Annotated in this window: 23 protein-coding genes and 2 pseudogenes; 15 read left to right on the forward strand and 10 right to left on the reverse strand. The window is 34.7% G+C overall.

The window, feature by feature from the left end:
* The 3 genes from EW028_RS00785 to EW028_RS00795 all read right to left on the reverse strand — a co-directional run bounded on the left by EW028_RS00785 (position 1) and on the right by EW028_RS00795 (position 2,576).
* A complete protein-coding gene (locus EW028_RS00785; protein ID WP_131519586.1) occupies positions 1-888 on the reverse strand; it encodes an ABC transporter ATP-binding protein in 888 nt (295 codons plus the stop codon).
* Between the two features lie 15 nt (positions 889-903).
* Positions 904-1,539 carry a TetR/AcrR family transcriptional regulator gene (locus tag EW028_RS00790; RefSeq protein ID WP_131519587.1) on the reverse strand — a complete coding sequence of 212 codons (636 nt, stop codon included), beginning with the start codon at positions 1,537-1,539 and terminating at the stop codon, positions 904-906.
* Between the two features lie 137 nt (positions 1,540-1,676).
* A complete protein-coding gene (locus tag EW028_RS00795) occupies positions 1,677-2,576 on the reverse strand; it encodes a hypothetical protein (protein ID WP_131519588.1) in 900 nt (299 codons plus the stop codon).
* A 1,104-nt stretch (positions 2,577-3,680) separates the two neighbouring features.
* Here EW028_RS00795 and EW028_RS00805 point away from each other — a divergent pair.
* The 4 genes from EW028_RS00805 to EW028_RS00820 are packed head-to-tail and all read left to right on the forward strand — an operon-like array spanning position 3,681 to position 7,090.
* On the forward strand, positions 3,681-4,253 hold the full coding sequence (locus EW028_RS00805) for a class I SAM-dependent methyltransferase (RefSeq protein WP_131519589.1): 573 nt from the start codon (positions 3,681-3,683) through the stop codon (positions 4,251-4,253).
* Positions 4,253-4,840, forward strand: coding sequence for a DedA family protein (locus EW028_RS00810; RefSeq protein ID WP_131519590.1), 588 nt, complete (start codon positions 4,253-4,255; stop codon positions 4,838-4,840). Before EW028_RS00805 ends, EW028_RS00810 begins: the two co-directional genes overlap by 1 nt.
* Positions 4,841-4,893: 53 nt before the next feature.
* Entirely contained in the window at positions 4,894-5,595 is a 702-nt protein-coding gene (locus tag EW028_RS00815; protein ID WP_131519591.1) for a response regulator transcription factor, read from the forward strand.
* A complete protein-coding gene (locus EW028_RS00820) occupies positions 5,579-7,090 on the forward strand; it encodes a sensor histidine kinase (protein ID WP_131519592.1) in 1,512 nt (503 codons plus the stop codon). Before EW028_RS00815 ends, EW028_RS00820 begins: the two co-directional genes overlap by 17 nt.
* Before the next feature lie 4 nt (positions 7,091-7,094).
* Here EW028_RS00820 and EW028_RS00825 read toward each other — a convergent pair whose 3' ends face one another.
* The gene (locus EW028_RS00825) at positions 7,095-7,400 is read right to left on the reverse strand and encodes a hypothetical protein (protein WP_131519593.1); all 306 of its coding nucleotides are present in this window, start codon (positions 7,398-7,400) and stop codon (positions 7,095-7,097) included.
* 278 nt (positions 7,401-7,678) lie between these two features.
* Here EW028_RS00825 and EW028_RS00830 point away from each other — a divergent pair, with 278 nt between their 5' ends.
* Positions 7,679-9,280: a Na/Pi cotransporter family protein gene (locus tag EW028_RS00830; RefSeq protein WP_193767297.1), complete on the forward strand. Its 1,602-nt coding sequence runs from the start codon at positions 7,679-7,681 to the stop codon at positions 9,278-9,280.
* A gap of 85 nt (positions 9,281-9,365) precedes the next feature.
* Here EW028_RS00830 and EW028_RS00835 read toward each other — a convergent pair whose 3' ends face one another.
* Positions 9,366-10,244 (reverse strand): LysR family transcriptional regulator, encoded by an 879-nt coding sequence (locus EW028_RS00835; protein WP_131519595.1) that lies wholly within the window; start codon positions 10,242-10,244, stop codon positions 9,366-9,368.
* 100 nt (positions 10,245-10,344) lie between these two features.
* Here EW028_RS00835 and EW028_RS00840 point away from each other — a divergent pair, with 100 nt between their 5' ends.
* Positions 10,345-11,511, forward strand: a complete 1,167-nt coding sequence (locus tag EW028_RS00840; protein ID WP_131519596.1) for a YbfB/YjiJ family MFS transporter — start codon at positions 10,345-10,347, stop codon at positions 11,509-11,511.
* Positions 11,512-11,551: 40 nt separating this feature from the next.
* Here EW028_RS00840 and EW028_RS00845 read toward each other — a convergent pair whose 3' ends face one another.
* Complete coding sequence (locus tag EW028_RS00845) at positions 11,552-12,412, reverse strand: YitT family protein (protein ID WP_004232402.1); 861 nt, start codon at positions 12,410-12,412, stop codon at positions 11,552-11,554.
* A 32-nt stretch (positions 12,413-12,444) separates the two neighbouring features.
* Complete coding sequence (locus EW028_RS00850) at positions 12,445-12,984, reverse strand: transcriptional regulator (protein ID WP_048391183.1); 540 nt, start codon at positions 12,982-12,984, stop codon at positions 12,445-12,447.
* Positions 12,985-13,168: 184 nt separating this feature from the next.
* Between EW028_RS00850 and EW028_RS00855 the strand changes: the two genes are divergently transcribed.
* From EW028_RS00855 to EW028_RS00870, 4 genes are read left to right on the forward strand one after another with little or no spacing between them, the layout of a single operon-like run.
* Entirely contained in the window at positions 13,169-13,420 is a 252-nt protein-coding gene (locus EW028_RS00855) for a PLD nuclease N-terminal domain-containing protein (protein ID WP_131519597.1), read from the forward strand.
* The gene (locus EW028_RS00860; protein ID WP_131519598.1) at positions 13,404-14,306 is read left to right on the forward strand and encodes an ABC transporter ATP-binding protein; all 903 of its coding nucleotides are present in this window, start codon (positions 13,404-13,406) and stop codon (positions 14,304-14,306) included. The genes EW028_RS00855 and EW028_RS00860 overlap by 17 nt, the downstream gene beginning before the upstream one ends.
* A gap of 6 nt (positions 14,307-14,312) precedes the next feature.
* On the forward strand, positions 14,313-15,092 hold the full coding sequence (locus tag EW028_RS00865) for an ABC transporter permease (protein ID WP_131519599.1): 780 nt from the start codon (positions 14,313-14,315) through the stop codon (positions 15,090-15,092).
* A 21-nt stretch (positions 15,093-15,113) separates the two neighbouring features.
* Positions 15,114-15,512 carry a GntR family transcriptional regulator gene (locus tag EW028_RS00870; RefSeq protein ID WP_131519600.1) on the forward strand — a complete coding sequence of 133 codons (399 nt, stop codon included), beginning with the start codon at positions 15,114-15,116 and terminating at the stop codon, positions 15,510-15,512.
* Between the two features lie 35 nt (positions 15,513-15,547).
* Here the strand turns inward: EW028_RS00870 and EW028_RS00875 are convergent.
* A pseudogene (locus tag EW028_RS00875) lies at positions 15,548-16,471 on the reverse strand (hypothetical protein); the annotation flags it as partial.
* Positions 16,472-16,828: 357 nt separating this feature from the next.
* Here EW028_RS00875 and EW028_RS00880 point away from each other — a divergent pair.
* Positions 16,829-18,418 carry a hypothetical protein gene (locus EW028_RS00880; RefSeq protein WP_131519601.1) on the forward strand — a complete coding sequence of 530 codons (1,590 nt, stop codon included), beginning with the start codon at positions 16,829-16,831 and terminating at the stop codon, positions 18,416-18,418.
* 477 nt (positions 18,419-18,895) lie between these two features.
* Here EW028_RS00880 and EW028_RS00885 read toward each other — a convergent pair whose 3' ends face one another.
* Entirely contained in the window at positions 18,896-20,416 is a 1,521-nt protein-coding gene (locus tag EW028_RS00885; RefSeq protein ID WP_131519602.1) for a recombinase family protein, read from the reverse strand.
* Positions 20,417-20,480: 64 nt separating this feature from the next.
* Positions 20,481-20,972 (reverse strand): annotated as a pseudogene (locus EW028_RS00890) (hypothetical protein); the annotation flags it as partial.
* 294 nt (positions 20,973-21,266) lie between these two features.
* Between EW028_RS00890 and EW028_RS00895 the strand changes: the two are divergent.
* The 4 genes from EW028_RS00895 to EW028_RS00910 all read left to right on the forward strand — a co-directional run bounded on the left by EW028_RS00895 (position 21,267) and on the right by EW028_RS00910 (position 25,290).
* Positions 21,267-21,848, forward strand: coding sequence for a TetR/AcrR family transcriptional regulator (locus EW028_RS00895; protein ID WP_131520012.1), 582 nt, complete (start codon positions 21,267-21,269; stop codon positions 21,846-21,848).
* Positions 21,849-21,939: 91 nt separating this feature from the next.
* Positions 21,940-22,917, forward strand: coding sequence for a serine hydrolase domain-containing protein (locus tag EW028_RS00900; protein WP_131519603.1), 978 nt, complete (start codon positions 21,940-21,942; stop codon positions 22,915-22,917).
* 665 nt (positions 22,918-23,582) lie between these two features.
* Complete coding sequence (locus EW028_RS00905; protein WP_048391171.1) at positions 23,583-24,221, forward strand: GntR family transcriptional regulator; 639 nt, start codon at positions 23,583-23,585, stop codon at positions 24,219-24,221.
* 19 nt (positions 24,222-24,240) lie between these two features.
* On the forward strand, positions 24,241-25,290 hold the full coding sequence (locus tag EW028_RS00910) for a 2,3-butanediol dehydrogenase (protein ID WP_131519604.1): 1,050 nt from the start codon (positions 24,241-24,243) through the stop codon (positions 25,288-25,290).
* Positions 25,291-25,352 lie beyond the last annotated feature (62 nt).

Consider the following 25,352-nt stretch of genomic DNA (forward strand, 5'->3'; position numbering starts at 1 on the left):
TTAAGCACCTCCACTTTCATAATAATGCATAAAAATATCTTCTAGTGACTGGGAAATAACGTCTAAGTCTATAATTTTATAGTTAGATAGCGTATGGAGAAATAATTGAAGGTCTCCCATTATAGTAATCATAACTTTTGTAGAAGAGATACGTTCAAGTACATATTCCTCATCAAGGAAGCGAGTGAGCTCTTGCTCATCTTGAAACTCAAGCATGTATTTTTTAGATTTACGTTTCTTTAGATCTGTAATGGTTTCAGTCGCCACGATTTTACCTGCATTAATAATCGCTACACGATCACAAGTTTTCTCTACTTCTTCAATCATATGAGAGGACATGAAAATGGTCGTTCCTTTATCCTTTTCAGCTAAAATGAATTCAATAAATTTTGTTTGCATGAGCGGGTCTAAACCACTAGTAGGTTCATCTAGAATGACAATTTCGGGATGATGCATGAAGGCACAAACTAAGCCAACCTTCTGCTTCATACCTTTCGACATTTTTTTGATGAGCCCAGAAGCATCTAATTCAAAGAAATGCATTAATTCCTCGGCATGGGTGTAATCATTCATCCCTCTTAACTTAGCAATAAAGTGAATAAATTGCTTACCCGTCATTTTATCAATAAACGCAATTTCTCCAGGTAAATAGCCAACAACTTGTTGAATGGTTGCAGATGCCTCCCGACAATTTAAACCGTTAATGAAACAAGAGCCCTCAGTTGGCTGTAAAAAACCCATTAAATGGCGTATGGTTGTGGATTTTCCTGCCCCATTTGGTCCTAAAAAACCGAACACTTCACCCTTTGGAATTTGTAGATGTACATTTTGTATACTATAAAAATCGCCAAACTTTTTAGTTAAATGGTTTACTTCAATCATGGACATGTCACTCACCCCATTTTATTGATACAATAATGTTTTCAAAAATAGAAAATATTCACTAGCCTCTTCCATACATTGCTCGACTGTTTCGTTAAAGAGCTCTTGATTATCTGCATGCGCTTTTAATCTTTCCTCATAACGATGACTGATGCCATCTGTTACCCATTGAATAGTATCAATTGCCTTTTTTGTATCCAAATTTTCACCGAATAAACTCGTATCAATTCCTTCAAATGCTCTTGCATAAGCATTTTTTTGAAAAGCGGCATTATAATGATTTAGTTCATCTCGTACCTCAGAGCTTGTTTCAGCATAGGCCTTTTTCAAAAAATCAAACAGCGCATGATATTGCTTCATGAGTTCAATTTTAATTTTCATAATCTGTTCATAACGCTTAAAAATATCAGGCTCTGCTAAATCAATTTGGCGATTAAGAGCCTCGGAGAATATAGTAGTTGTATAGTCATATAAGAAAAGATATAAATTTTTTTTACTACCAAAATAGTGATATAAAATGCCTTTTGAAATATTGGCATTGCTCACAATTTTGTTTGTTGAAGCGGTAGCATAGTTATTGAGCGAAAATTCCCTTAAGGCAGCATTAATAATTGCTTGGCGCTTTTCTTCGGTTAAATTCATAAAAGCTTGATACAATTTTTTACTCCTTTCCGTCATATTTTATGCCATTATATAGAAATTGACTACTGTGGTCAATGTGATTTGGGAAAATAAAAAAGAACATGATTGTGACCATTTCCAATAGTCTCACTCATGCTCTCCATGGCTTCAGTTTACTTATCATAATAATTGTTCAATGCAATTTCTAAACGTTCTTCTAAATGCTTTGAAATATAGCTTAGAACGAATTGCTCTTTGTCCATTTCAATTTGTGCGGACTTAAAAAATTTGGTGAAAAAACCGACTTTATGATTTTGGGAATATTGCTGTAATGCTTCTGTACGTAATGTAGAAACGATTTCATTTTCTATATGACGCTCTCTAATCTTTTGGACAATGTCCTTCACGCTATTTTCTTGCAGCTCGGTAATTTGATTTTGTAGATGCTCATTTTCCTGCTTTAGCTCCAACGTTTCTTTTTGAATTTCTTCCACTTGAAGGACAGAATCGGTCGAAAGACGTTGAATGTTTTTGTCAAGAAAGTCCTGATTAATGTTAACTTGTAACGTCCCTTGCTCTTCATTCGGCAAAATCTGAAAAAGACCTGTTTGAATCATTTGCTGTAGGACGTTTCCAAGCAAATCGATTTTATGTGATAAATCCTCAGAATCCATGGTCGTTGCGGTAATTTGGTGTTTCAGCAGTTGACCGTTATCATCAATACCTAGCAATAATTTAATCCCCCTCACACGATACTCATCCTTCAATAATAAAATCATGCGCAATCTCAATATAGCAGGTAGGTTTAAACGAATATTACTATTTGTATTGGGCGAAGCATTGTCAAAAATATACTGTTCAAACGGTTTTAAATAGTAGCGAAGCATGGCGTCTGTAATATCAAACCAGCCCGCGACTTCTGCAATTGTATAGTGTTTCGATTCATCGATCTCTGCTAAATACCCATCATTATAGAGGTTTTCCTCTAAAGGTGTATGTTGCAGTGCAACATACAATGGGTCATCTTGCACAATTTCAAGTACCATTTCTTTTGCATCATTTACTTTAAGCATCCTTACACACCCCACTTTATTTTTCCCATGACTAAATGTACTCTATATAGGTTTCTATTCGATTGGCAGCAATTGTATGCCTATTTTATGTAGGAAATAGTCATTAGAACGAAGTACCTTTTAATCTTTTATGAATCTTAAAGGAAATTGTACTGATGTTCAGAAGGAAGTTCATACAGAAGAATCACCGTTCTATACATTTTATTTTTTATAGATAAAAGATTATTTTTAGTGTAAAATTACAATTAAATAATCATATTATAATTTTTGAGGTGTAGCTGAAATGAAAAGATTTATTCAAAGTATGTTGTCACTATTTCCATTTCCGTTTTTATTTCATTTTTACGAGTATAATAGTCACCTCTCAAACCAAGAGGCTAGCTTCTTATTTCCGTTATTTCTTTTTTTCATCATTGGAGTTGGCATAGTGTCTAGAAATGTTCATCTACCTTTGTTCATTGTCCTAAATTTTTAATGACTGCTTTGTCTTTAATGTTAGGCCATTTTTTTATAGATGATGATGGAAGTTGGTTTAAGCCTTTTGGAAGAGACGGAGCCATTATCTTTGTTTCATTTTTTTATGTTTTAGGGCAATTAATTATAAGAGGGAGTATAAACGGAATCATGAGACATAGAGTAAAAGATTAACATTACAATAAGTCGTATAAGAAAGGACCATGCCTTTATAAGAAGAGAGGAAAATATGGTCATTACTATTGATACAGCTAAAAATGAAGATTATATTGCGATTGCGATCAATCATCTTGGGGAAACGGTTACTTGAACGTGGTAAAGAATGGGGGGCTACATCTATAGAATTAACTGTGTAAGTTCAATACCAATGAAATTGAATTTTACGAGCATTTAGGGATGAAGAGTGTAAACGGAAAAATGGAGATAAATATAGAAATCAAGCAATTAAGTCACTCATGAAATGAAAATGAGCGACTTTTTTTGTTTTCACCCTATAAAGATCGTGTTGATCTACTAACTAAATAATGTCAATTATTAAGAAAAAGTTAAGAATTCTCCTTGCAAATCTTTAAGAAAGTCTCTTTATAGTTAAAAACACCAATAAAGAAAGCAAAGCGAGGAGACAACTAAATGCAGCTTATTACCTTCCTTACTGAATTTATAAAGCATCCAAAAACAATAGGCGCCATATCACCTAGTTCTAAGAAATTAGCGCATAAAATGGTACAGCCTATTTGCTTTGAAACGGCTCAATGCATTATAGAGCTTGGTCCTGGGATGGGGGCCTTTACAAAGGAGCTTGTGAAAAGAAAAAAGTCAGCTACATTGCTTGTTCTCATTGAACATAATGCGATTTTTTGTGAGAAACTGCGTAGGCAATTTGCTCATGTAGCCAATGTTGTAGTGATCCATGGTTCAGCAGAAAATTTGAAGCAATATTTGACGGATTTGAATATCGAAAAAGTAGATTATGTTATTTCTGGACTGCCATTTACATCGTTAAAGGCGGAAGTATCGTGCTGTATTTTAAGAAATGTGAAGGATTGTTTGTACAATGGAAAATTCATTACCTTCCAATACTCACTTGTGAAAAAATCATTTTTTCAAACCTATTTTCAGGATATTTCACATGAGAAAGTATGGATTAATATGCCACCAGCCTATGTATTGAGCTGTAGGCTAGGAAATACGAGGGCCAGCTAATGGAGCTAAAGGATCTTTTATTATTTATTGAACAATATGGCTATTTTGCTTTGTTTTTTAGTTTATGGCTAGGGATCATAGGCATGCCGTTACCAGATGAAATGATTGTCATGAGTGGTGGTTTTCTATCGTCGCTAGGAAAATTGGACATATGGAAATCTTTCTTACTTACTTATTTAGGCGTTGTTTCAGGGCTTTCTCTAGGATTTATACTTGGAAAACTATTTGGTCATCGTGTACTTGATAAGCTTGTGAAAAAGAAAAGGGCAAAGTACTTATCCAAATCAAAAGAATTGTTAGATCAATATGGACACTTTGCATTAGTCCCGAGTTACTTTATTCCAATTGTTCGACATATCCTCCCTTACTTGGTGGGAATGAATAAGATGCCTTTTAAAACATATGCCTTATTTTCCTATACAACAGGTTTCGTTTGGACATTGATTTATTTTACACTAGGTTTATTATTCGGCAGTCAAATTGAATATATTTCTTTGATTGCTACGAAATATGGTATTTACTTTGGGTTATTCATCGTGATTGTTAGCTGTATTTATTATTTTTATATACGGAAAATAAAAAAATAGCTAAAATGGAAGAACATTATGAATGATAAATATTTGATTAATGGTGGGATTCGATGAGTAATGAAACAATTTTAATTGTAGATGATGAAAAAGAGATAAGAAATCTGATAGGCATTTATTTGAAAAATGAGGGGTTTCATGTGTTAGAGGCATGTGATGGAGAAGAGGGCTTACAGTTAGTAAAAAAGCATAAAGTACATTTAATCGTACTGGATTTAATGATGCCTAAAGTAGATGGCATTAAAATGTGTATGAAGGTAAGAGAAATAGCAGAAATGCCTATTATTATGCTAACGGCCAAATCTCAAGATATGGATAAGATTGGTGGATTAACAATAGGTGCTGATGATTATGTGACTAAGCCCTTTAATCCGTTAGAGCTAATTGCCCGCATTAAATCACAGCTTCGTCGCTATCTGAAAATGAGTGGCATAAATAGCAGCAATAAAGAGGAGCTGGAAGTTGGGGATCTACGGATCAATACAGCGACACATGAAGTTTTTGTTAACAATGAAAGAGTAAAGCTGACACCTAGGGAGTTTGCTATTTTGGAATTGCTTGTTAGTAACCCTGGCATTGTCATGAGTGCAGAGCAAATCTATGAAAAAGTTTGGAAAGAGGAAGCATTTCAATCAGAAAATACTGTAATGGTACATATTCGAAAAATTAGAGAGCGAATTGAGGCAAATCCAAGGAATCCACAATATATTAAAACCGTATGGGGAGTAGGGTATAAAGTTGAAAAAGTTCTTTAGGCTTTTAAAGTTCCCAAGGTTTCTGAAATATATTGGTGCGAAAATAAAAATTAATATTCAACATAGCATTCGCATTCAACTATTTACAACGTTTTTATTATGTGCACTTGGCAGTTTTTTAGTGGCTCGTGCAGTAGTGCCATTTTTTGAGAATATCAATGAGACCGTGATTGTGAATTATAGTGGTAGTATGAAGATGATGTATTATCATGCACAGGATACAGCAGCATTGGCAACCCAAGAAAATAGTGTTGAAGCATTAAGAGAATTGATCAATCAAGAAAATGGAAAAATAGAAAATGAGGATAATGCATTAAAAATTGTCGTCACAGATGAAACAGGGAAGATCTTATATAAAACAAAGCAGGTAAAGGAGCAACAAATCGATTTGCATGAAGAAATAAGGCATGTCATGGACCTTACAATGAATCAACCTTTTGAAAATGCCCATCATGTGATCGAAACTTCTCGTAAGGAGTTTACTACATTAGTGCCACTAACTTTACAAGATAAAAATTATTATTTCTTTGTTAGTGGGCTTCCACAAGGAGAAGCCATCACCAGTACGAATGAAGGCCCCATACCTTTTTTCATTGGTGTTATGTTGTTTATCGTATCATTTTTCTCTATAACAAAACGCAAAATGGATCAAATTGAGGCATTAGCGGAGGGGGTTATGGAAATTGCAAAAGGAAATTTAGCCTTTCGTATTGAGAAAAAAGGCCAGGATGAAATTGCTTTACTAACGGATAATGTTAATCAAATGGCAGAAGAAATTATGACAAGTATCGAGATGGAGAGAAAAATTGAGCAACAGAAAAACGAGCTCATTACTAATGTTTCACATGACCTTAGAACACCTCTTACCTCAATTATGGGTTATTTACGTTTATTAAGTGAAGAGAAGTATGAGACGAAAAAGCAATATGACGAATATTTGAAAATAGCCTTTTCTAAATCCGAGCAATTAAAAAATTTAATAGACGATTTATTTGAATATACTAAGCTCACGAATGATAAAAATACTTTAATGCGACAACAAGTTTGTGTAAATGAGCTGCTCGAACAACTAATGGAGGAATTAGTGCCATTAGCGGAGGAGAAACAACGTATTTTTATAAAACATTTTCCAGAGAGACGTTTTTTTGCTGCGCTGGATTCGGAAAAGATTGTCCGAGTATTTGATAATCTACTCATCAATGCGATCAATTATAGTACAGCTGAAGGAAAAATTATGGTTTCCCTTGAAGGACAAGCAAATCATGTACGTATTTGTGTAGCGAATCAAAGTGATGCCTTTACATCGGTAGAGCTTGCTAGTTTATTTGAGAGATTTTATAAAAAAGATCAATCGAGAACAAATGTAACCGAGGGCTCAGGGCTTGGACTAGCGATTGCGAAAAGCATAGTGGAGCTTCACGGAGGAACGATTCACGCAAAATACAAAAACGAGACACTGTACTTTATTATCACATTGCCATTAACAGCTTCATAACAGACTACAATGGAAGAATAGTAATAGCATGTTGTGTTTGTTTATGTTGTGAAAGTATGTCTTGCAGGGTTACAAGGGTGGCTGTGTTTCTGATTAATAATTGGATTTCAGTATGCTTGTATTGTCGTTGAAAGTCCATAATATAATCTGCAATGATATGTAAATTATATTGATTTTTAATCTCTACCTCAACGAAAAATGGCAGTGTTAAATCTGGCAGCTTAATACTGCCACCACGTCGAATCCAAATTGCTTCCTGCACATAGTAGCGGATCGGTAATTGGCGGTTACTAGCGATAAAAATATCCATAGAAAACTCCCTTCAGTGTCTAAGTACAGCCTAATGGAAATGCATTCAGTCGTCAAAAGAAAACATGTGAAAATCTGATTGAAGATTTTTTCATGTTTTTTTGTTTGTTTTTTGTTGAATTTGATTTGAATATGTCCGTTTTTTGGACTAATTGTAAAGGGTGTGTAAACATTAATTTAATCCATTGTAAATGATATGTACAGCTAGCTTAAAACTATTAATAATAAAGTCTGACAACAAGGAAAGGGTTGAATGGATTGGCTATCAATGTACAGGAGATGATTTTCCAATTTCTTGGAGGGTTAGGCTTATTTCTTTTCGCTATTAAATTTATGGGAGATGGCTTGCAGAGGGCTGCAGGTGATCGACTAAGAGATATTTTAGATAAATTTACAACAAACCCATTGATGGGTGTACTAGTTGGTATTGTGGTTACAGTTCTCATACAATCAAGTTCAGGTACAACTGTTATTACCGTTGGACTAGTGAGCGCAGGACTTATGAAATTGCGTCAAGCAATAGGCGTTATTATGGGAGCTAATATTGGGACAACCATTACAGCATTTATTATAGGAATAGATGTGGGTGCTTATGCATATCCAATTATGGCAGTGGGCGCAATATGTTTATTTTTCTTTAAGAAAAGTTTCATTCAAAATATGGGGCAAGTATTATTTGGCTTTGCAGGTTTATTTATTGGTTTAGAGCTTATGAGTGGTGGAATGAAGCCGCTTAGAGATTGGCAACCATTTTTAGATTTGACTGTACAAATGTCTGATGTGCCGATCTTAGGCGTATTAGTAGGAACAATATTCACCCTGATTGTTCAATCTTCCTCAGCTACAGTAGGAATATTACAAGGGCTTTATGCTGAAGATTTAATAACTTTACACGGGGCATTACCTGTCTTGTTTGGAGATAATATTGGTACAACGATTACAGCAATTCTAGCCGCTTTAGGTGCTTCTATTGCAGCAAAACGAGCAGCTGCCACTCATTTGCTATTTAATGTAGTGGGTACAATTATCTTTATGCTCATATTGGGATTATTTACGAACTATGTGGAATGGATTGCAGGGGTGCTCAATTTAGAGCCGAAAATGCAAATAGCCTTTGCACATGGAACGTTTAATGTCATCAATACAATCATTCAGTTACCATTCATAGGTGTTTGGGCTTATGTCGTAACGAAACTAATTCCAGGCGAAGATTCAGTTATTGAATACAAACCAAAATTTTTGGATAAAAATTTGCTTATCAAATCACCATCAGTGGCATTAGGTCAAGCAAAAATGGAAGTAGTTCGCATGGGCGAGTATAGTATTCAAGGTCTAGAAGAAACGTTAACGATTTTGAAAACGGATGATGCTAAGTTAATCGGCAAGGTCGGCCAATTGGAAGAAGCCATTAATAATTTAGATCGCAAATCAACGGAATATTTAGTGGAGTTATCAAAACAATCTTTATCAACCCATGATTCCCAAGTGCACCATGCCTTATTTGAAAATATTCGTGATATCGAACGAATTGGTGATCATGTAGAAAATATAATTGAGCTTCTGCAATACAAGGATAGTAATCGCGTTCGTTTAAGTGAACAAGCGATGAAGGAATTAGAAGATATGTTTGTTTTTACATTAGATACTGTGAAAATGTCTATCGAATCCCTTGATAAGCGTGATCTTTCATTAGCACAGCAAGTGATAGAAAAAGAAAATGAAATTGATAATATGGAGAGACGTTTACGTAAATTGCATATTAAGCGATTAAATGAAGGAGTTTGCTCAGGTTCAGCAGGTATTGTATTTGCGGATATTGTGAGTAATTTAGAAAGAATCGGTGATCATGCTTCTAACATAGCGGAAACCGTTATTGCTTAATATAAAGCTGTTCAGTGGAGATAATCTACTGAACAGCTTTTTTATTAGGGGAAGGATAGAATTGTTAAAATGACGGATAGAACCCTCAAACTGTCGGATAGTCATAAGCTTCTATGGCTTCTAAAAAATAAGTTAGGATGGGGGATTGTACTTCGTCCTTACGATAAATAAACCATGTAGGAATATGTGCTTGCTTGTTCTTTATCTTGTGCAATGTTAATGCTTGTGTTGCCATATATTTTTCCGCAATGGCACGTGGTAGCAAGGTAATGCCTAACTCAGCAGCAACACAGCCAATAATACCGTCAAGCGTACCAAGCTCCATTCGATTTTGTGGTCGAATCCCTTCTTCATGTAACCAATGTTCTAAGATGGCTCGATAGGAACAGCCATGGCGGAATGTAATCACGGTGCTTCCCTCTAAATCTTTGAGATGCTTAATAGGTTTATGCTTGCTAGAAGTGAGAATAACAAGCTCTTCACAGATAAACTCTTTCTTCATTATATTTTCTCTATAAATAGGTCCAGTAACAAATGCGCCATCAAGTTCATAGTTTTCAACCCGTTCAATATTGTGCTGAGAAGGGCTTGTTAATATGGTGATATCCACTTGTTCATATGCTTGATGAAATGTGCTTAACAAAGTTGGTAAATGTAAGGCAGCAGTTGTTTCCATTGAACCAATTCGTAAAACGCCTCGTTGTTCTTCTGTATCATGTATGATCTCAAAGGTTTTTTCATAGAGATGAAGCATTTTTAGGACTAACTCGTAGAATTGTTCTCCTTTTGGTGTTAGCCGTATTCCTCGATGTCCACGATAAAAAAAGGTTGTATCGTAGAGTGCCTCAAGACTTTGTATTTTCATAGAGATGTTGGATTGAGTGTAATTAAGTGCTGTGGCAGCTTTAGAAAAGCTACCTGTTTGGACGACTGTTCGAAAAATCGTTAAATCATTAATATTCATATGCCCTCCAGTTATCAATTTTATTGATACTTATTATAAAGAATTAGATCTATTTGTGATACCTAGATGTTCGATATAGTGAAATAGAAGGAGTGATGATATGCACAAGCAAACCGTACGCTATTTAATCGGGGGCATTTTTGCTTTAGTTATTGCTATGGGCATCGGACGTTTTTCGTATACGGTTATTTTACCTTATATGCAAGAAGCTTTTGAATTTAGCCGAGCGACAGCAGGTTACTTAGCAACGAGTAATTACTTGGGCTATTTGATTGGAGCCTGGGTGGCAGGCCGTTTACCAATAGGGAATAAACGTATTCTCTTTTTGCAAATTACCCTTGTTATCAGCATTTTAACAACAGCCTTCATGGGCTTTACAAGTGTAATCATCATTTGGTATTTATTACGATTTATATCGGGTGTTGTGAGTGCTTTTATTTTTGTTGTTATAACAAGCCTTATACTAGACCAGTTAGCCAGCAGTAGTCATATGCATCTATCGGGGCTGTTCTATAGTGGGGTAGGAATAGGGATTGCATTAAGTGCGGTAATTGTTTCACCAATCCAAGCTGTTTTCCATTGGAATGGAACTTGGATCGTATTAGCTTTATTTAGTATTGTATTGTTTGTCTTGATTGTACTATTCATTAAGCCTATTACACCAAGTAAACAACTAGTGGAAAGCCAGATAATTTCACAGAAAACGCCTCCTCAGTCTTGGATGAAATGGTTAATCATCGCTTATAGCTTAGAGGGGCTTGGCTATATTGTCACAGGCACATTTATTGTATCAATTGCACAGGAGTCGACAAGCTTTCATGGAGATGCAGCCTTTGTATGGTTTGTTGTGGGTGTTGCAGCAATTCCCTCATGTATCGTTTGGTCTAAGCTAGCACAGCGCTATGGCCATGTGAAAATTTTGCTCATCTCTATGCTACTGCAAGCGATAGGTATTGTTTTACCTGCGCTAGCTACAAATTCGATGACCCTTTATGCTAGTGCCTTCATTTTTGGGGCAACCTTTATGGGAATTACAACACTTTGTACAACATTAGCGAGGAAGCTTGCACCAATTAATAGTCATCAAATGATAGGGTATTTAACAGCTGGCTATGCGCTTGGACAAATGATTGGTCCATCCATTGCTGGAACACTTGCAAGTTACACAAATAGCTATCAGTATGCCTTAGTTGGGGCTTCCTTAGTAGTAATGCTGGGAGGATTATGTTTAATAGGTGGCGTAAAATATGAAGCGGCAACTAAATAAAAAAGTAAGTAAGGTATGATGCGCCTTACTTACTTTGAAATTAATGGATATCGCGTTTCTTAAAGTTACCACCACGAACTTCTGACACGTCAGAAATGACAACAAAAGCGCCTTCGTCGATGTCTTTAATAATCGAAACTAATTTATTTTCTTCCATACGGTTAATGACACAGTTTAAGATTTCTGTTGGTTCATTGGAGAAACCACCACGTCCATGTGTATAGGTAACACCACGTCCTAAGCGGGCTTGAATAGCGTCTCCAATCTCCTCGGATTTTCCACTAACCACACGAACTTCTTTTGATTTTTCTAAACCAACTTGGATTATATCGATAACATTTTTGGCAATATAGTAAGTTAACGCTGAGTAAAGAGCACTCTCTAAGCCAAAGATAAAGCTTGCCCCTATGAAAATAAAGGCATTGATAAATAATATAATATCGCCGACTGAAAATGGAATCTTACGTGACAATAGTACAGCTAAAACCTCTGAGCCATCTAAAGCGCCACCATTTCGTAGGACAATACCAATCCCCACACCAAGGAGCATACCACCAGATAAAACAATTAGGAGGGGATCATTTGGGCCTAAAATGGTTTTGACGTCATGTAAAAGCACTGTAGAAATCGATAAAGCTGCAATACCAGCACTACTCATTAAGGCAAAGGTTTTTCCAACTTGCTTGTAGCCGATATAAATGAACGGAATATTTAATACAAAGAGCAGTACGCCTAATGGGATACCGAAGAGGTGCGCACCCATAATACTAAGACCTGTTACACCGCCATCAATGACAGCATTCGGAATTAACACGGCCTCTAGTCCGTAAGCGGCTATAACTGCACCAATAATGATCATAATTAATTTTCGTATATTTTCTAGTGACTTTCCTTTTTTCATAAATCTTCTCCATTTCTCTACGTCAATAGTACCTAAGGTTTTGGAATAATATTTAAAGCAATTGTTTTAGTCTCCAAACCTTTATTTGAGTCGGTCATATTATAGTATTTAGTTAATAAATCGTTTAATTCATTTTCAAAGTTTTTGAATTGATCGTCTGTTAACGTTAAGTCGATTAAAGAAAAAGTTGCTAAATCTGTTGTGCTTTCTTTTTCATCAAGTGAATGCAAATAATTTTGATATTGAGATAGTAAAGCCAATTGATAGTAGGAAATATAATTTAATTTTTGCTTGGTTGTGAGTTGAGTCCAATCCTCCTTACTAAGTTTTGCTGCTCCTTCATTTAATGCATAAAACTTCTCTGTAACTGAACGAACTTTTCGCTCTTTCACAATTTTTATAATATTTTCATCGACTAAAATTTGGATATGACGATATAGAGTGGCTTGTGGTACATCTTTAATGACAGAAATCATCTCCAATGTGCTTAAACCCTCTTCTTTATTGTGCATCAGAGCTTGTAAAATTTTCATTCTCACAGGGTGCATTAATACCTCTGCTTTATTACGCATAAACCGATCCTCCTACCAGAAAATGAGATAGTATCAAGGGAAGCATTCAAATGTTATCAATTTGAGAACATTATCAAAAAATATATTATAGCGTTTTTTTAAAGATGTACAGTAAAAAGGTAATGAAATTTTTTCATTCTTTTGTTATCATTATTGATAATGATAATGAAAGGGGTTATAAAAAATGAAATTACACTATGGTTTTGAAGACTTAAATCAAATTGATTGGGCAAGCATATTACCCATTCTTTTACCATTTGTACTCGTAGGTTTTTTACTTATCACTATTGCACTAATAGATTTATATAAACACAGAGCTAGTAGAGAAAACATACTAATGTGGGCCATTATTATTTTGTTCTTTAATACAATTGGTTCTGTTCTATACTTCGTGATGGGTAGAAAGGATGTCAATAAACGTGCGCTTAGAAATTAAAAATATTACGAAAAAATTTAAACAGAAAACGGCAGTAAGTAGTTTTTCAATGGTGATAGATTCGAATGAATGTGTAGGACTTATTGGACCAAATGGGGCAGGGAAATCCACATTAATTCAGATCATTGCTGATATTCTTTATGCAGATGAAGGGGACATTGTACTTGATGGGCAAAAAATTTCAAAGATGAAAAATCATATTGGTTATTTACCACAGTATCCTAATTTCTTCTCGTGGATGACAGCATCTGAAACTTTAGCCTTTATGGGGACACTTTCGGGTATTTCGAAAGATCAATTACAAAAAGATATCCCGATTCTTCTGGAAAAGGTGGGCTTAGGAAAAGAAGCACATGCTCATGTTGGAACATTTTCAGGAGGTATGAAACAGCGTCTTGGAATCGCACAAGCTTTATTACACAAGCCAGCTTTCATCATTATGGATGAACCAGTTTCAGCCTTAGATCCAATCGGTAGACGTGAAGTGCTGAATCTATTAAAAGACATAAAAAAAGAAACGACCATATTACTTTCTACACATATTTTAGGCGATGCGGAGGAAGTTTGTGAGCGCTTTGTGGTCATTAAAAATGGTTACAAAATAGAAGATGCAACAAAATTAGAGTTACTTAATCGCTATCAAGATTCAGCTATCTTTTTAGCGGTTCAAAAGAAAGATGTTAAGTGGCTAACAACGATTGAACATTTACCTTATGTAAAGAGAATCGAAAATTGTGGGGATGGTTTTAAAGTATATGTCAATCACTTGGAAGAGGACGCCCATCGATTGCTCAAGTACGGATTGGATTCAAATGTACTATTTACAAAGTTTGATCTTGGCCTTCAAGAAAGCTTAGAAGAAATATTTTTAGAATTGGTGGTGTAATTTGAAGTGAATACATTTATCGCACTAAGTAAAAAAGAAATGAATCAAATGACAAAGGAATATAAAGTCGTTTGGCTACCAATCGTCTATATCCTTCTAGGTTTAACTCAGCCGATTACGATGTATTTTTTGCCTGCTATTTTACAATCAATGGGTGGTATAGAAGGGATTATAATTGATCCAACAATGGCAAAGCCAGGGGGAGAAGAAGTGCTTGCTTCAACCCTTAATTCGCAATTTGACCAATTAGGTATAATCATCCTTGCTATTGCAACGATGGGTATAATTCAAGGAGAAAAAGCCAATGGAATGATGGCCTTCATTTTAACAAGGCCAGTATCAATCACATCCTACTTAAACAGTAAACTCCTTACGCATTATGCTTTAGCTGTCCTATGTATTACGCTTGGCTATGCAATGTCTCTTGGCTATACATCTTATTTATTTACCTCTGTACCGATAACACGCGCATTGATAGCTCTAGCATTTTATTGTATTTGGCTGTTGTTTGTCATTACATTTGTTGCCATGATGAGTACATTTTTTAATAGTACACCATTTATTGCGTTAATTAGTATTGGTGTCTTATTTATTTGTCGTTTTTGTGCTGGCTTACATCCATTCTTAGATGTCATAAATCCAGCTAGTAATAGTTTGTATGCTACAACGATAATAATGACAGGTGACATTGAAAAATGGTATAGCTTTAATATAATTGTCACACTGTTACTTGTACTATTCATGATGGCTATCATGCATCATTTTATTGCCAAAAAGAAATTTTAATATGGAGGAAATCCTCGACAAATGAATGTAAAAGTAAATCGAAGAAGCAAAATTCCATATTATCAACAACTAACACAGCAGTTGCTTTTATCCATAGCGACTGGAAGCTTAAAAAAGGGGGACCATTTGCCTTCAATTCGCCAGCTAGCGGCACAAACAAACCTCAATCTGCATACAGTTCATAAAAGCTACAAAGAGCTTCAAAAAAAGGGGATCATCACCAATAAGCCTCAGTCTAGAGCATTTGTTATCGTAGATCCTAATAAAGCAACGACTATTTCATGTCACCAAATAGCTATGAAAGTGGAGCAATTATTGATAGAGGCTTATATTTTAGGCATGAAAAAATCTCAACTAAAAGAAATGTTTTATGACATTTTACAAAAGTATTATACGGAGAGTGAAAGAGATGGCTACTGATAACCTAGTGACCATCTCTTACTATTTTTATTAAATTAAATTAAAAACACAGCAACTATCGTTGTCACAATCAGTCCAATGACTACAGGAATTAAATTTCGTCTTGCCAGCTCAAATGGGCTGACATTACAAATAGCAGCTGCTGGGATTAATGCCCAAGGAATTAGTGTACCACCACCAACCCAAATCGCTGTGATTTGCCCTAAAGCTGTTAAAGTTGCAGTTCCTTCACCAATAGCATTACCGAACAAACTGCCAACAGAGCCAGCAAGAGAAATTCCTGAAAAGCCAGAACCATCTAATCCTGTAATAGCGCCAACAACTGCTAGCGTGACAACAGCAATTTCCTTTGTTAACGGAACTATTGCTGCAAGACCGACACCCAGATCATTGACAATCCCGTGTGAAGTAGCGGGGAGGTGATCTCCAAGAATTTGTGTAAAGCCAGCATCTCCAAGATAGAAGAAAGCAGCAATTGGAATTACGGGTCCGAAGACTTTAAAGCCGAATTGAAATCCTTGAATCAAATAACTTGTTGTCTTTTCTAACCCCGCTGATTTATGAGCAACCATACTAAGCAACAATAAAATAAAAACAGAGGTTCCACCGATTAAAGCCGTTGCATCGCCGCCCGTTAAATTGAATACCGACATAGCGATAACGTCTAAGATAAAGGCAATAGGAATAAGTACGGCGAAGAATCGTTTTTGCCCATTTGACAGTAAGTTTTCCGCAGTTTCTTGTTCACTATCCTCTTCCTCATGGTTGCCAGTATTTAAAAGTAGTGTTCCTCGTTTCATATCACGTCGTAAAAAAATATAAGCAACAATTGTCGTTACAACGCCCATGGTGATAACCATTGGAATACTGGCTGAAACAACATCTCCAACAGGGATACCAGCAGCATCAGCCGTTAATTTTGGAGCCCCTTGAATGACAAAATCACTAGATAAAGCTAACAATACACATTAAAAAGCGTATATGAATTTAAAGTTTTTCTGTTAGTAAAGCCCATGTTAAAGCAAAATAAGCATTTACGAAAATGAATTTTGTATTGAAACATATCATTCCTACGTAGAGGAAGAAGGAATGACAAAACTTTATTTGATATACAAATTTTGTATAATTTGGTATTGTATTAATATGCATTATCGGAAGTATGATAATTTTGCATAAATATAAATTAATGGTACTAGTATCATTTTGTTACAGAAAGGAAGGTGGTTCAATGGTTATGTGATATTTTTATAGAACATTTTACCTTATGTTGGATTTTTTAGTTGGATGAAAAATTTTTTTAGAAAGAAGGAATCTTAATGAAAATTAGACGGTCTTTAATATCTGGCCTAGCTGTTACCATGCTGTTTAGCGTAGGTTCAGTATCTTATGCTTCAAATGATACTCAATTATCTAATACCGAAGTAAGTGAGTATACAAACGACACCGACCTGACCTTAGAAAATGTGCCACAAAGCATAGACACTATTACGGGTATTGATTTGAGTAATGTTGTTGAGAACGCTCTTCAAGTGGAGAATATAACTGCATTAGAAAACGAGTTATCAACAGAAGCAACTAATGCTACTCCTGTTACAAAATCAACAATGAACCACGAAGCAGTTACAGATGATTATGTTCTTCCTAAGTCTTTTTTAGAAAACATTGACGCTGGTAAGGCTATGACTACATTCAAGGGTGACACTATTAAAAACAACGATACTGCGGGAATGAGCCGTGCTGTTGGCAACAATTCACCTGATACAGCTATATTTTTAGATGAAACATACTATGACCAACCTTTAAACGACTACATTATCGGGGACGGAGTGCCAAATTGGTATTATGTTTATGCGCCTACTACTTCAAAAATCAACTTTTATTTATCACAGGCTACAAACCAAGATACTGATGTATATGTATACAATCTGAATTTAACTACGGGCGTACTTTCGTTGGTAGATTATTCGATAAATGATGGGCAATTGTCCGAATCAATCGGTTATATGGCAGACGCGGGTTATTATTTCTTCCGTGTGGAGCCAAACGGTACAACAAATAGTAATGCTTACACCTTTTTGACAAATCTAAACAATACTTACGATCAGTATGAGAAAAACGACAGTCCAAATGACAATTTAACACTTTTCACTGGCAAAATGGATGTCAATGCAAATATTGATTTTATGTTTGATTCTGATTGGTACTTATTCAAACCATCAAGTGCAGGCAAACATTATGTTAGTTTAAACAATGTTCCGTCCGACGCTCAATATGCTTTTTACATTTATAATGAAAATTTGGGTAGTATGGGTAGTTTTTTAAGTAGCGGTAACGAATCCAGATGGTTAGAATTGGAATCGAATAAGAGCTACTACATAAGAGTGGAATCCTATGATGGTAAATATACTCCACAATCTCCATATAATGTTACCGTAGTCAAAGCACCTCCTGCACCTCCGTCTATTACTGCTGATACCTATGATGTTTATGTAAACGGACAAGCCATTGATATTAAATGGGAATATCAATTTGCTTCAAAACCTAATAATGGATATTATTCAAGAAATGAAAGTACCTTGTTAAACAGGAACGGCACGTCAACAATTGGTAATGTATATAAAGGTACATTTAAAGGTTTTAACAAAACCATTCAAAATGCTTTGTTGATAGAAGCGAATTACGTTGGGTTTTACGATTACATGTATCGATTTGGCAATATTACTGCCCCATCAGGCGAGCCTACCAGAAATCAGTGGCACTATTCGGATGGGACATATGCTAATATCGGCACTTTTATTTACAATATCGACACGGGTAAAATCGAAGATAACTTAGGAAGTTACCCTTATTCATATCGTGGGGTAGATTGGAGCTTCAATGCAACCCAACAAATAAAAAGTCGGTAAGGGTTTTTTGTAACGGATCGCACTATATAACAGAAATATGCAATAACATGTTATATAAGTATTGAGCGTACGTTAGAATGACATCCTATAAGAAAAATTTTAAAGACTTCACAAAAAGGTGATCCCAAACCATTAATCTTAAATGGTTTGGGATTTTTGGGTCTTCAAAAAAATTTTTAATTTTTTGTGTTGCTATAAAGCTTTTCAAACAAAGCGAAATGCGACTCTTTTCAGACAAAACATAACAGATTTAAGTAATAGGACAAATCTTATTATTCATACTATATTTTGAACCAAATTTTACATCCAAGAATTTTGTTGTTAAGCCCTTTTGAAATTAAAAGGAGGATGAATATGAAAAACAACAAAGTAACAAAAGCGCCAGAAATTATTATCACGAAAGCAAAAAATCCGAATTATAAAGCAGTAGCCCAAGCACTAATTAAATATGCTTCAAAAAAATAAAGACACAATCCCTTACATGGATGTGTCTTTTTCTATTAATTCAATTGAAAATTTATCGTCAGTATTAATTAAAACAATTTTTTCAAAAAGTAGACTAAACTGTCTATTTTGCTCTTCAGTTTCAATACCTTCGTATGTTGTTAAAAAATCTAAAGCTTTTTTCTTCAGATCAACAGTGCTTTCTTCACTCATTGTTTCTAATCTATTATTTGTTTCTATAAGTAAAGAATTTAATTCTTTCAATTCTTTTTCTAATTGTGGCATTATCTTCACATATTTAGTTTCTTTTAGGATACCTTTAATCAGAAACATATCAGTATTTTCGATTTCTTCTTCTTTTTCTTTTATCTTCTGATTTAACCTTTTTATATCTTGCAGGATAGCAATTTTTTTATCATTAGTATTATAAATTGGAGCGTTTAAAATTTCTTCTCTAATAGCCTCTTTATATTTATTAATAGCTTTATAAAAATAGGGCAATAAGAAGTTCAAACTAACAGATTTATGAGGACACTTATGTTCAAAGTTCTCACCATATGAATTTTTACAATTACTGATTTGATAAGAAATGATACCTTCTTTATTTTCATATGATTTATGGATGGGTAAGCGATGCCCACAAATACCACAATATATCAATCTGTCTAAAGGTGTGTTTATTTTTGTGTAACGTATGCCTTGTTTATTTCTTGAACGAGAATCTATCATCTTTTTAATTTTATGATACTCTTCTATAGTCATCAAAGGTTCGTGAGTATCTGTTATAATAACGTCTTCTCCAAACATTTGACTATGGTAATGTGATTCCCCTAAATACACTCTATTTTCAAAGAGTCGAGTAATTGTAGTAGCAGCTTTGAATTTTTTCCCCTGCTTTGTAGTATATCCTCTTAAATTTAATTCGAGTATAACTTCGTTAATTGTAAAACCCTCAATAATCTTTTCAACGATCAATCTAAACGCTTTACTTTCAACTGGGTGCGGTAGTAATTTATTTTTCACTTTTATATAACCAAATGGAATTTTATTTACATATGAACCATTTTTAGCGGTTTGAAGCTTTGTTTGATTCATACGGTGGGCATAGTTATGTAATTCGTGTTCATTCACTGCACCACGTACAATATTTGCCAAAAATTGCGTTCTATCATTGGGGTTAATAATGCCTTCTCTATCAGAAAAAATCACTATGTTAGTGCCCTTTAAATCCTCATATACGTTCGTTTGTTCATATACAGTACGATACAGTCGTGATTCTTCTAAAACTACAATCATATCATGCTGGCCTTGTAAGCAAGCATTTAACATTTTTCTATATTCTATACGGTCTAGTTTAGTGGATTTAGCAACAAAATCATTATAAATGACATAATCACTAATTTCGTTCTTTTTACAAAAATCCAATAATCTTTGCATATTGGATTCTAAAGTTTCTTCTTCTGTTTTACCTTTTTTCTTTTTAGACTTCCTTAAATACAACGCTTTAGGCTTATTAGATTGAAGTATGACATGTTTTTCAAATGGTCTATACACAAATAAACCTCCTGTTAGTCCACGATAGGTGATTATTTCTAAATTCTTTAGAATAGTGAACTTTTTCACTCGATAACGCAATACCATGCCCAAATAAGTTCATCGCCATGGCAACCCCCAGTGCTGGGAGGCCCGCCCGAATCGCAACAGGCAAGAGCACTGCTCCTAATAGCGCTACTGCAGGTGATGGCCAGAAAAACCAAGAAATAAACATCATTAAGAGTCCAATCGTCCAATAAGCGAGTGCGGGTGTTTTAATGATCTTTGTGAAAGGGGCTATCATAACCTCATTAATACCGGAAGACATCATGACCCGACTCATCGCCACGATAATCGAAATAATAAGAATCGTTGATAGCAGCTCAGTTATGGCATAAATAAAGCTGTTAAACACACCACTTATGGACGAGGTAAAATCACCAGTTGCAACAATCGCTAGCATAAAGATGCCTACTACACAAATGAGGGTGGTATCACGACGTTTAACCATAAATCCGATGATGAGCACAATAAAAACCACATAAATCCAATGGAGAGCTGTGAATTCAATCCCCATACGTTTCCCCCTCAATATTCTGATTCTATAGAATATGAAGAGAAAAAAAGAAGGTGATGATTTTAAAAAATTTTAATCTAGGTGAAAAGCAGTCTGAATTATTGGTAATTTAAAAATTTTCTGAGTAGAACAACTAATCATGAAAGGAGAGGAATTAGAGTTAATGTACTAACTTTAAACGAGTAAAGGGAAAGCTATAATCAGTTCTATTGACTTTATAATCTCAACAATTTATTATATAGACCAGTCATTATAATTCTGGAGGGGAAAATGCCTAGAAATCAAGAAAGTAAAATGAAAATTTTATCGACCGCGTCAACACTGTTTCAAAAACAAGGGTACCATGCTACTGGATTAAATCAAATTATTAAAGAGTCGGGTTGTCCAAAAGGTTCGCTTTATTATTATTTTCCTGAAGGCAAGGAGCAATTAGCGACAGAGGCAATTAACAGAACAAAAGATTTTGCTGCTCAAGCGTTGAGAAATTTATTTTCACAGCAGGATGATGTAATAAAAGCTTTAGAGTGTTTTTTTGGTCAATGTTTAAGCTTTAATCCAAAAATTGCACATGATGGAATTCCACTAGCACTTATTTCTTTGGAAACTTGGCATATGAGTGAGCAACTTCGTTTAGCATGCAAGAATGCCTATGAAGAACTTATCATGATAGTAAGAGAAAAGTTTATCCAGTCAAATTGGCCCCCTGAGGAAGCTACAGAAATGGCATATTTAGTTTTTAGCATGATAGAAGGTGGTAGTATTATCGTACTCACTTACAAATCAAATGAGTCACTTAAAAGAATCTGTAAAAGTATCATAGAATTAATAAAGTTAAAGCAAAAGGAAATTCGCACGAATCTTAGAAATGAGCTTTAATCTCTCGTAAAGTTCGAAAGGAGGAAGTAGGTAAATGCCATTGGATAACATTTCAAGTAACTTATAGTACAAAATAAGGAGTGCTTGAAATTTGCTAAAATCATATATTCATTCATTTTTAAACTCAAAAGACGAGGGATTTAGTGGAAATATCATAGTGGTTGAACAAGGAGAAACAATATATAAAGAATCATTTGGAAAAGCCAATTATGAATGGGATATACCAAATACTGCTATTACAAAGTTTCGTATTGGATCTGTAACTAAAATCTTTACTGCCATTGCAATTTTAATATTAGTTGAAGAGCAAAAGTTGCAGTTGCATAATACTGTAGATAATTTTATTCCTAATTTTCCAAAGGGTGACCAAATTATGATCGAACATTTATTAACTCATACATCTGGCATTGGTAATATTACTGAACAACCTGATTTTTTATTAAAATCTTATCAGTTACAATCACCAGATGATTTAATAAATTGGATTATTTCTTGTTCATTCAAATCTATACCAGGGAAAGAGTTTAATTATTCTAATTCAGGATACATTGTATTAGGTAAGATTATAGAAATGATAAGTGGTTTAAGGTATGAAGAATTCCTTAAACAAAAGATTTTTCAGCCTTTATCGATGTTAAACACTGGTCTTGATTATAACGTGGCTATTCAAAAGTATAAAGCAAGCGGTTATGAGTTAGAAAAAAATAATATTTATCATGCTAGTTTCATCAATATGTCTAACACCTATTCAGCTGGAGGGTTAGTTTCTACAGTAGAAGATTTACAATTACTTGATGATGCAATTAAAAATAATTGTTTATTATCGAAAACTATAACAACTCAGATGCTTTCACCAGGTCGTTTTGGCAACGGATATGGATGGAACATTACTAAGACAAAAAAGAATAATACGCTCATTTTTCATCATGGGGGGATTAATGGTTTTACTTCCTCCTATTTAAGATTGATAGAAAGTGACGCAACAATTATTGTTTTAAGTAATATATCAACATTGTTAACATCAACTGTTGCCAATGAAATTGTTAGTTATATAGAGAATAGAGGCTAGGGGCACAGACCCTTTTTCATTTAAAGCTATTAAACTAGTACATCATCATATCATATGAGAAGAAACACAATAACTTCTTAGGAGCTATGCCTAAGTCTTTTTGAAATAGTGTTAATGAAAGAAAAGTTATATATGTTCCTTTGGTTGCATTTCGGTATGCAAAGTGTTGGTAAGCCCATATGAATTGCAACAGATAAGCTTAGTGGCTCACAAAGCGCGACAGCCGTTAATGACCCAAAAACCTAGAAATATACATCATTAATAGACAAATCGCCCAAACTTTATGGTCTAATCAATACCCAGAACAATCGAATCAAATCACTATAAAATGAATGGCACACAAATTGTGAGACAATAACTAGCAATTTGTGTGCATTTTTTATGGGTTAGTATTGAGTAACTCATATCGCAAATTATCTCCATATACCAATCTGATCAACTTAACACCATCTTTTTTGCATTTATAAATTTTCTCTTAAAAGGTACTTGATATTATTTAGTTACCTACCCAAAACAAGATATTTGAAAGAAATGAGTTTATAGATTAAAATACTTTTATAGATTATCGATAATCTATAATCCATAATATATAACGCTTTTAGCTAATCACCCTATACACTGAACTATGTTAAAATAAAAGGATATAAATTTATTGGAGTGGTTTAATGGGGTTTGATGAAAATTCAATTTCAAAAAAAACAATTTCTGAGCAAATAGCTGAACGATTATTATTCCGCATATTTTCTGGTTACTATGAACAAGGTCAGCGCTTAATAGAGGCAGAAATTGCAAAGGAGTTACAAGTAAGTCATGCACCTGTCCGTGAGGCCCTTTATCTTTTACAAAAAGATGGGGTAGTTGAAAAAGTACAACATAAAGGTGTAAGAGTGAAGATTATAACGGATCAGGAATTAAAGGATTATTTGGAAGCGCTTTATCATCTATTGGATATTGCACTCACTAAGTGTGAATCTAAATGGACTGCCGATTTGCAAAATGAGCTATTATTTCGATTTGAAGCTATGAAACAAAGAAAGTCTGCTGAAAATATTTATGAATATGTTGTTTCGTTTGCCCACTTGTTACAATTGTTTTTTGATGTTACAGGAAATATTGCTATGCTACGATTCTTTAAAGAAACAATATTTGTTACAAATGTAGCTGCACAAACCAAATGGAAGATGAATCTAGTTGAATCCTATCATATGTCCATCAATACTTTTATCAAGTGTATAGAAGTGTCGGATTTTGATCATGCACGAGTAGCTATTAAGGATGTTATTTTATGGTACCAATTTAAATAATTTTATGGGGGTAACATAAATGAAAGCTGCAGTTTGGCATGGTGTGAAAGATATTAGAGTTGAAGAGGTTGAATTACGCGCTTTAAGAGAAGAAGAAGTGAAAGTAAAAGTAGCGTGGGCTGGTATTTGTGGAAGTGATTTGCATGAATACGAAGAAGGTCCGGTTTTCGTACCAGTTGATGAAAAAGCTGAATTAACAGGTGAAGTGGCCCCACTTACAATGGGACATGAATTTGCTGGTATCATCGAAGAAGTTGGCGCTAAGGTTACTGACTTTAAGGCTGGGGACCGAGTTGTCATCAATCCTACATTAACATATAGAAATAAACATGAAGAAGTCGATCGTTATGATGGATTTAACTTCATCGGTTTACATGGAAACGGTGGATTTGCAGAATATGTTAATGTCCCTGTAACGAATATACATCGTTTAGCAGATAACTTAACATTACAAGATGGTGCACTAGTAGAACCAATGGCTGTTGCTGTACAAGCTGTCAAAGATGCAGGGGTTACATTAGGTGATTCTGTTGCTGTATTTGGAGCTGGACCAATTGGATTATTAACAGTAATCGCTGCAAAAGCATCAGGTGCTAGTAAAGTTATCGTATTAGATTTATCCGATGATCGATTAGAAAAGGCAAAAGAATTAGGTGCAACCCATGCTATTAATTCAGGTAAAGAAAATCCTGTACAAGCAGTTCGTGCGATTGTTGCAGATGGGGTTGATGTATCCTTTGAGGTGGCAGGAGTTGCTCCTACCTTTAAACAAGCAATTGATGTAACAAAACCTCGTGGTAACATGATGATTGTGTCGATTTTTGCAAGACCAATCGAATGGAATCCAATGCAACTTACAAACACAGGTGTTAATGTATTATCATCCATTGTTTATACACCGTCAATTTTCCAAAGAACAATTGATGCAATGAGCGCTGGTCAACTAAATCCACAAGGAATCATCACAAGTCAAATTGAACTAGATGAGATTGTTGAAAAAGGATTCAAAACGTTAACAAATGACAAAACACAATCTAAAATTTTAGTCGAAATAAGCGGAGAAAAATAAAATTGAGAGGAGTATGGCTGATGACAGCCATGCTCTTTTTTTATAGTCTGGAGGCGTATGGA

Origin of the sequence: Lysinibacillus sp. OL1 (genome assembly GCF_004332175.1) — a bacterium.
GTDB lineage: Bacteria > Bacillota > Bacilli > Bacillales_A > Planococcaceae > Lysinibacillus > Lysinibacillus capsici.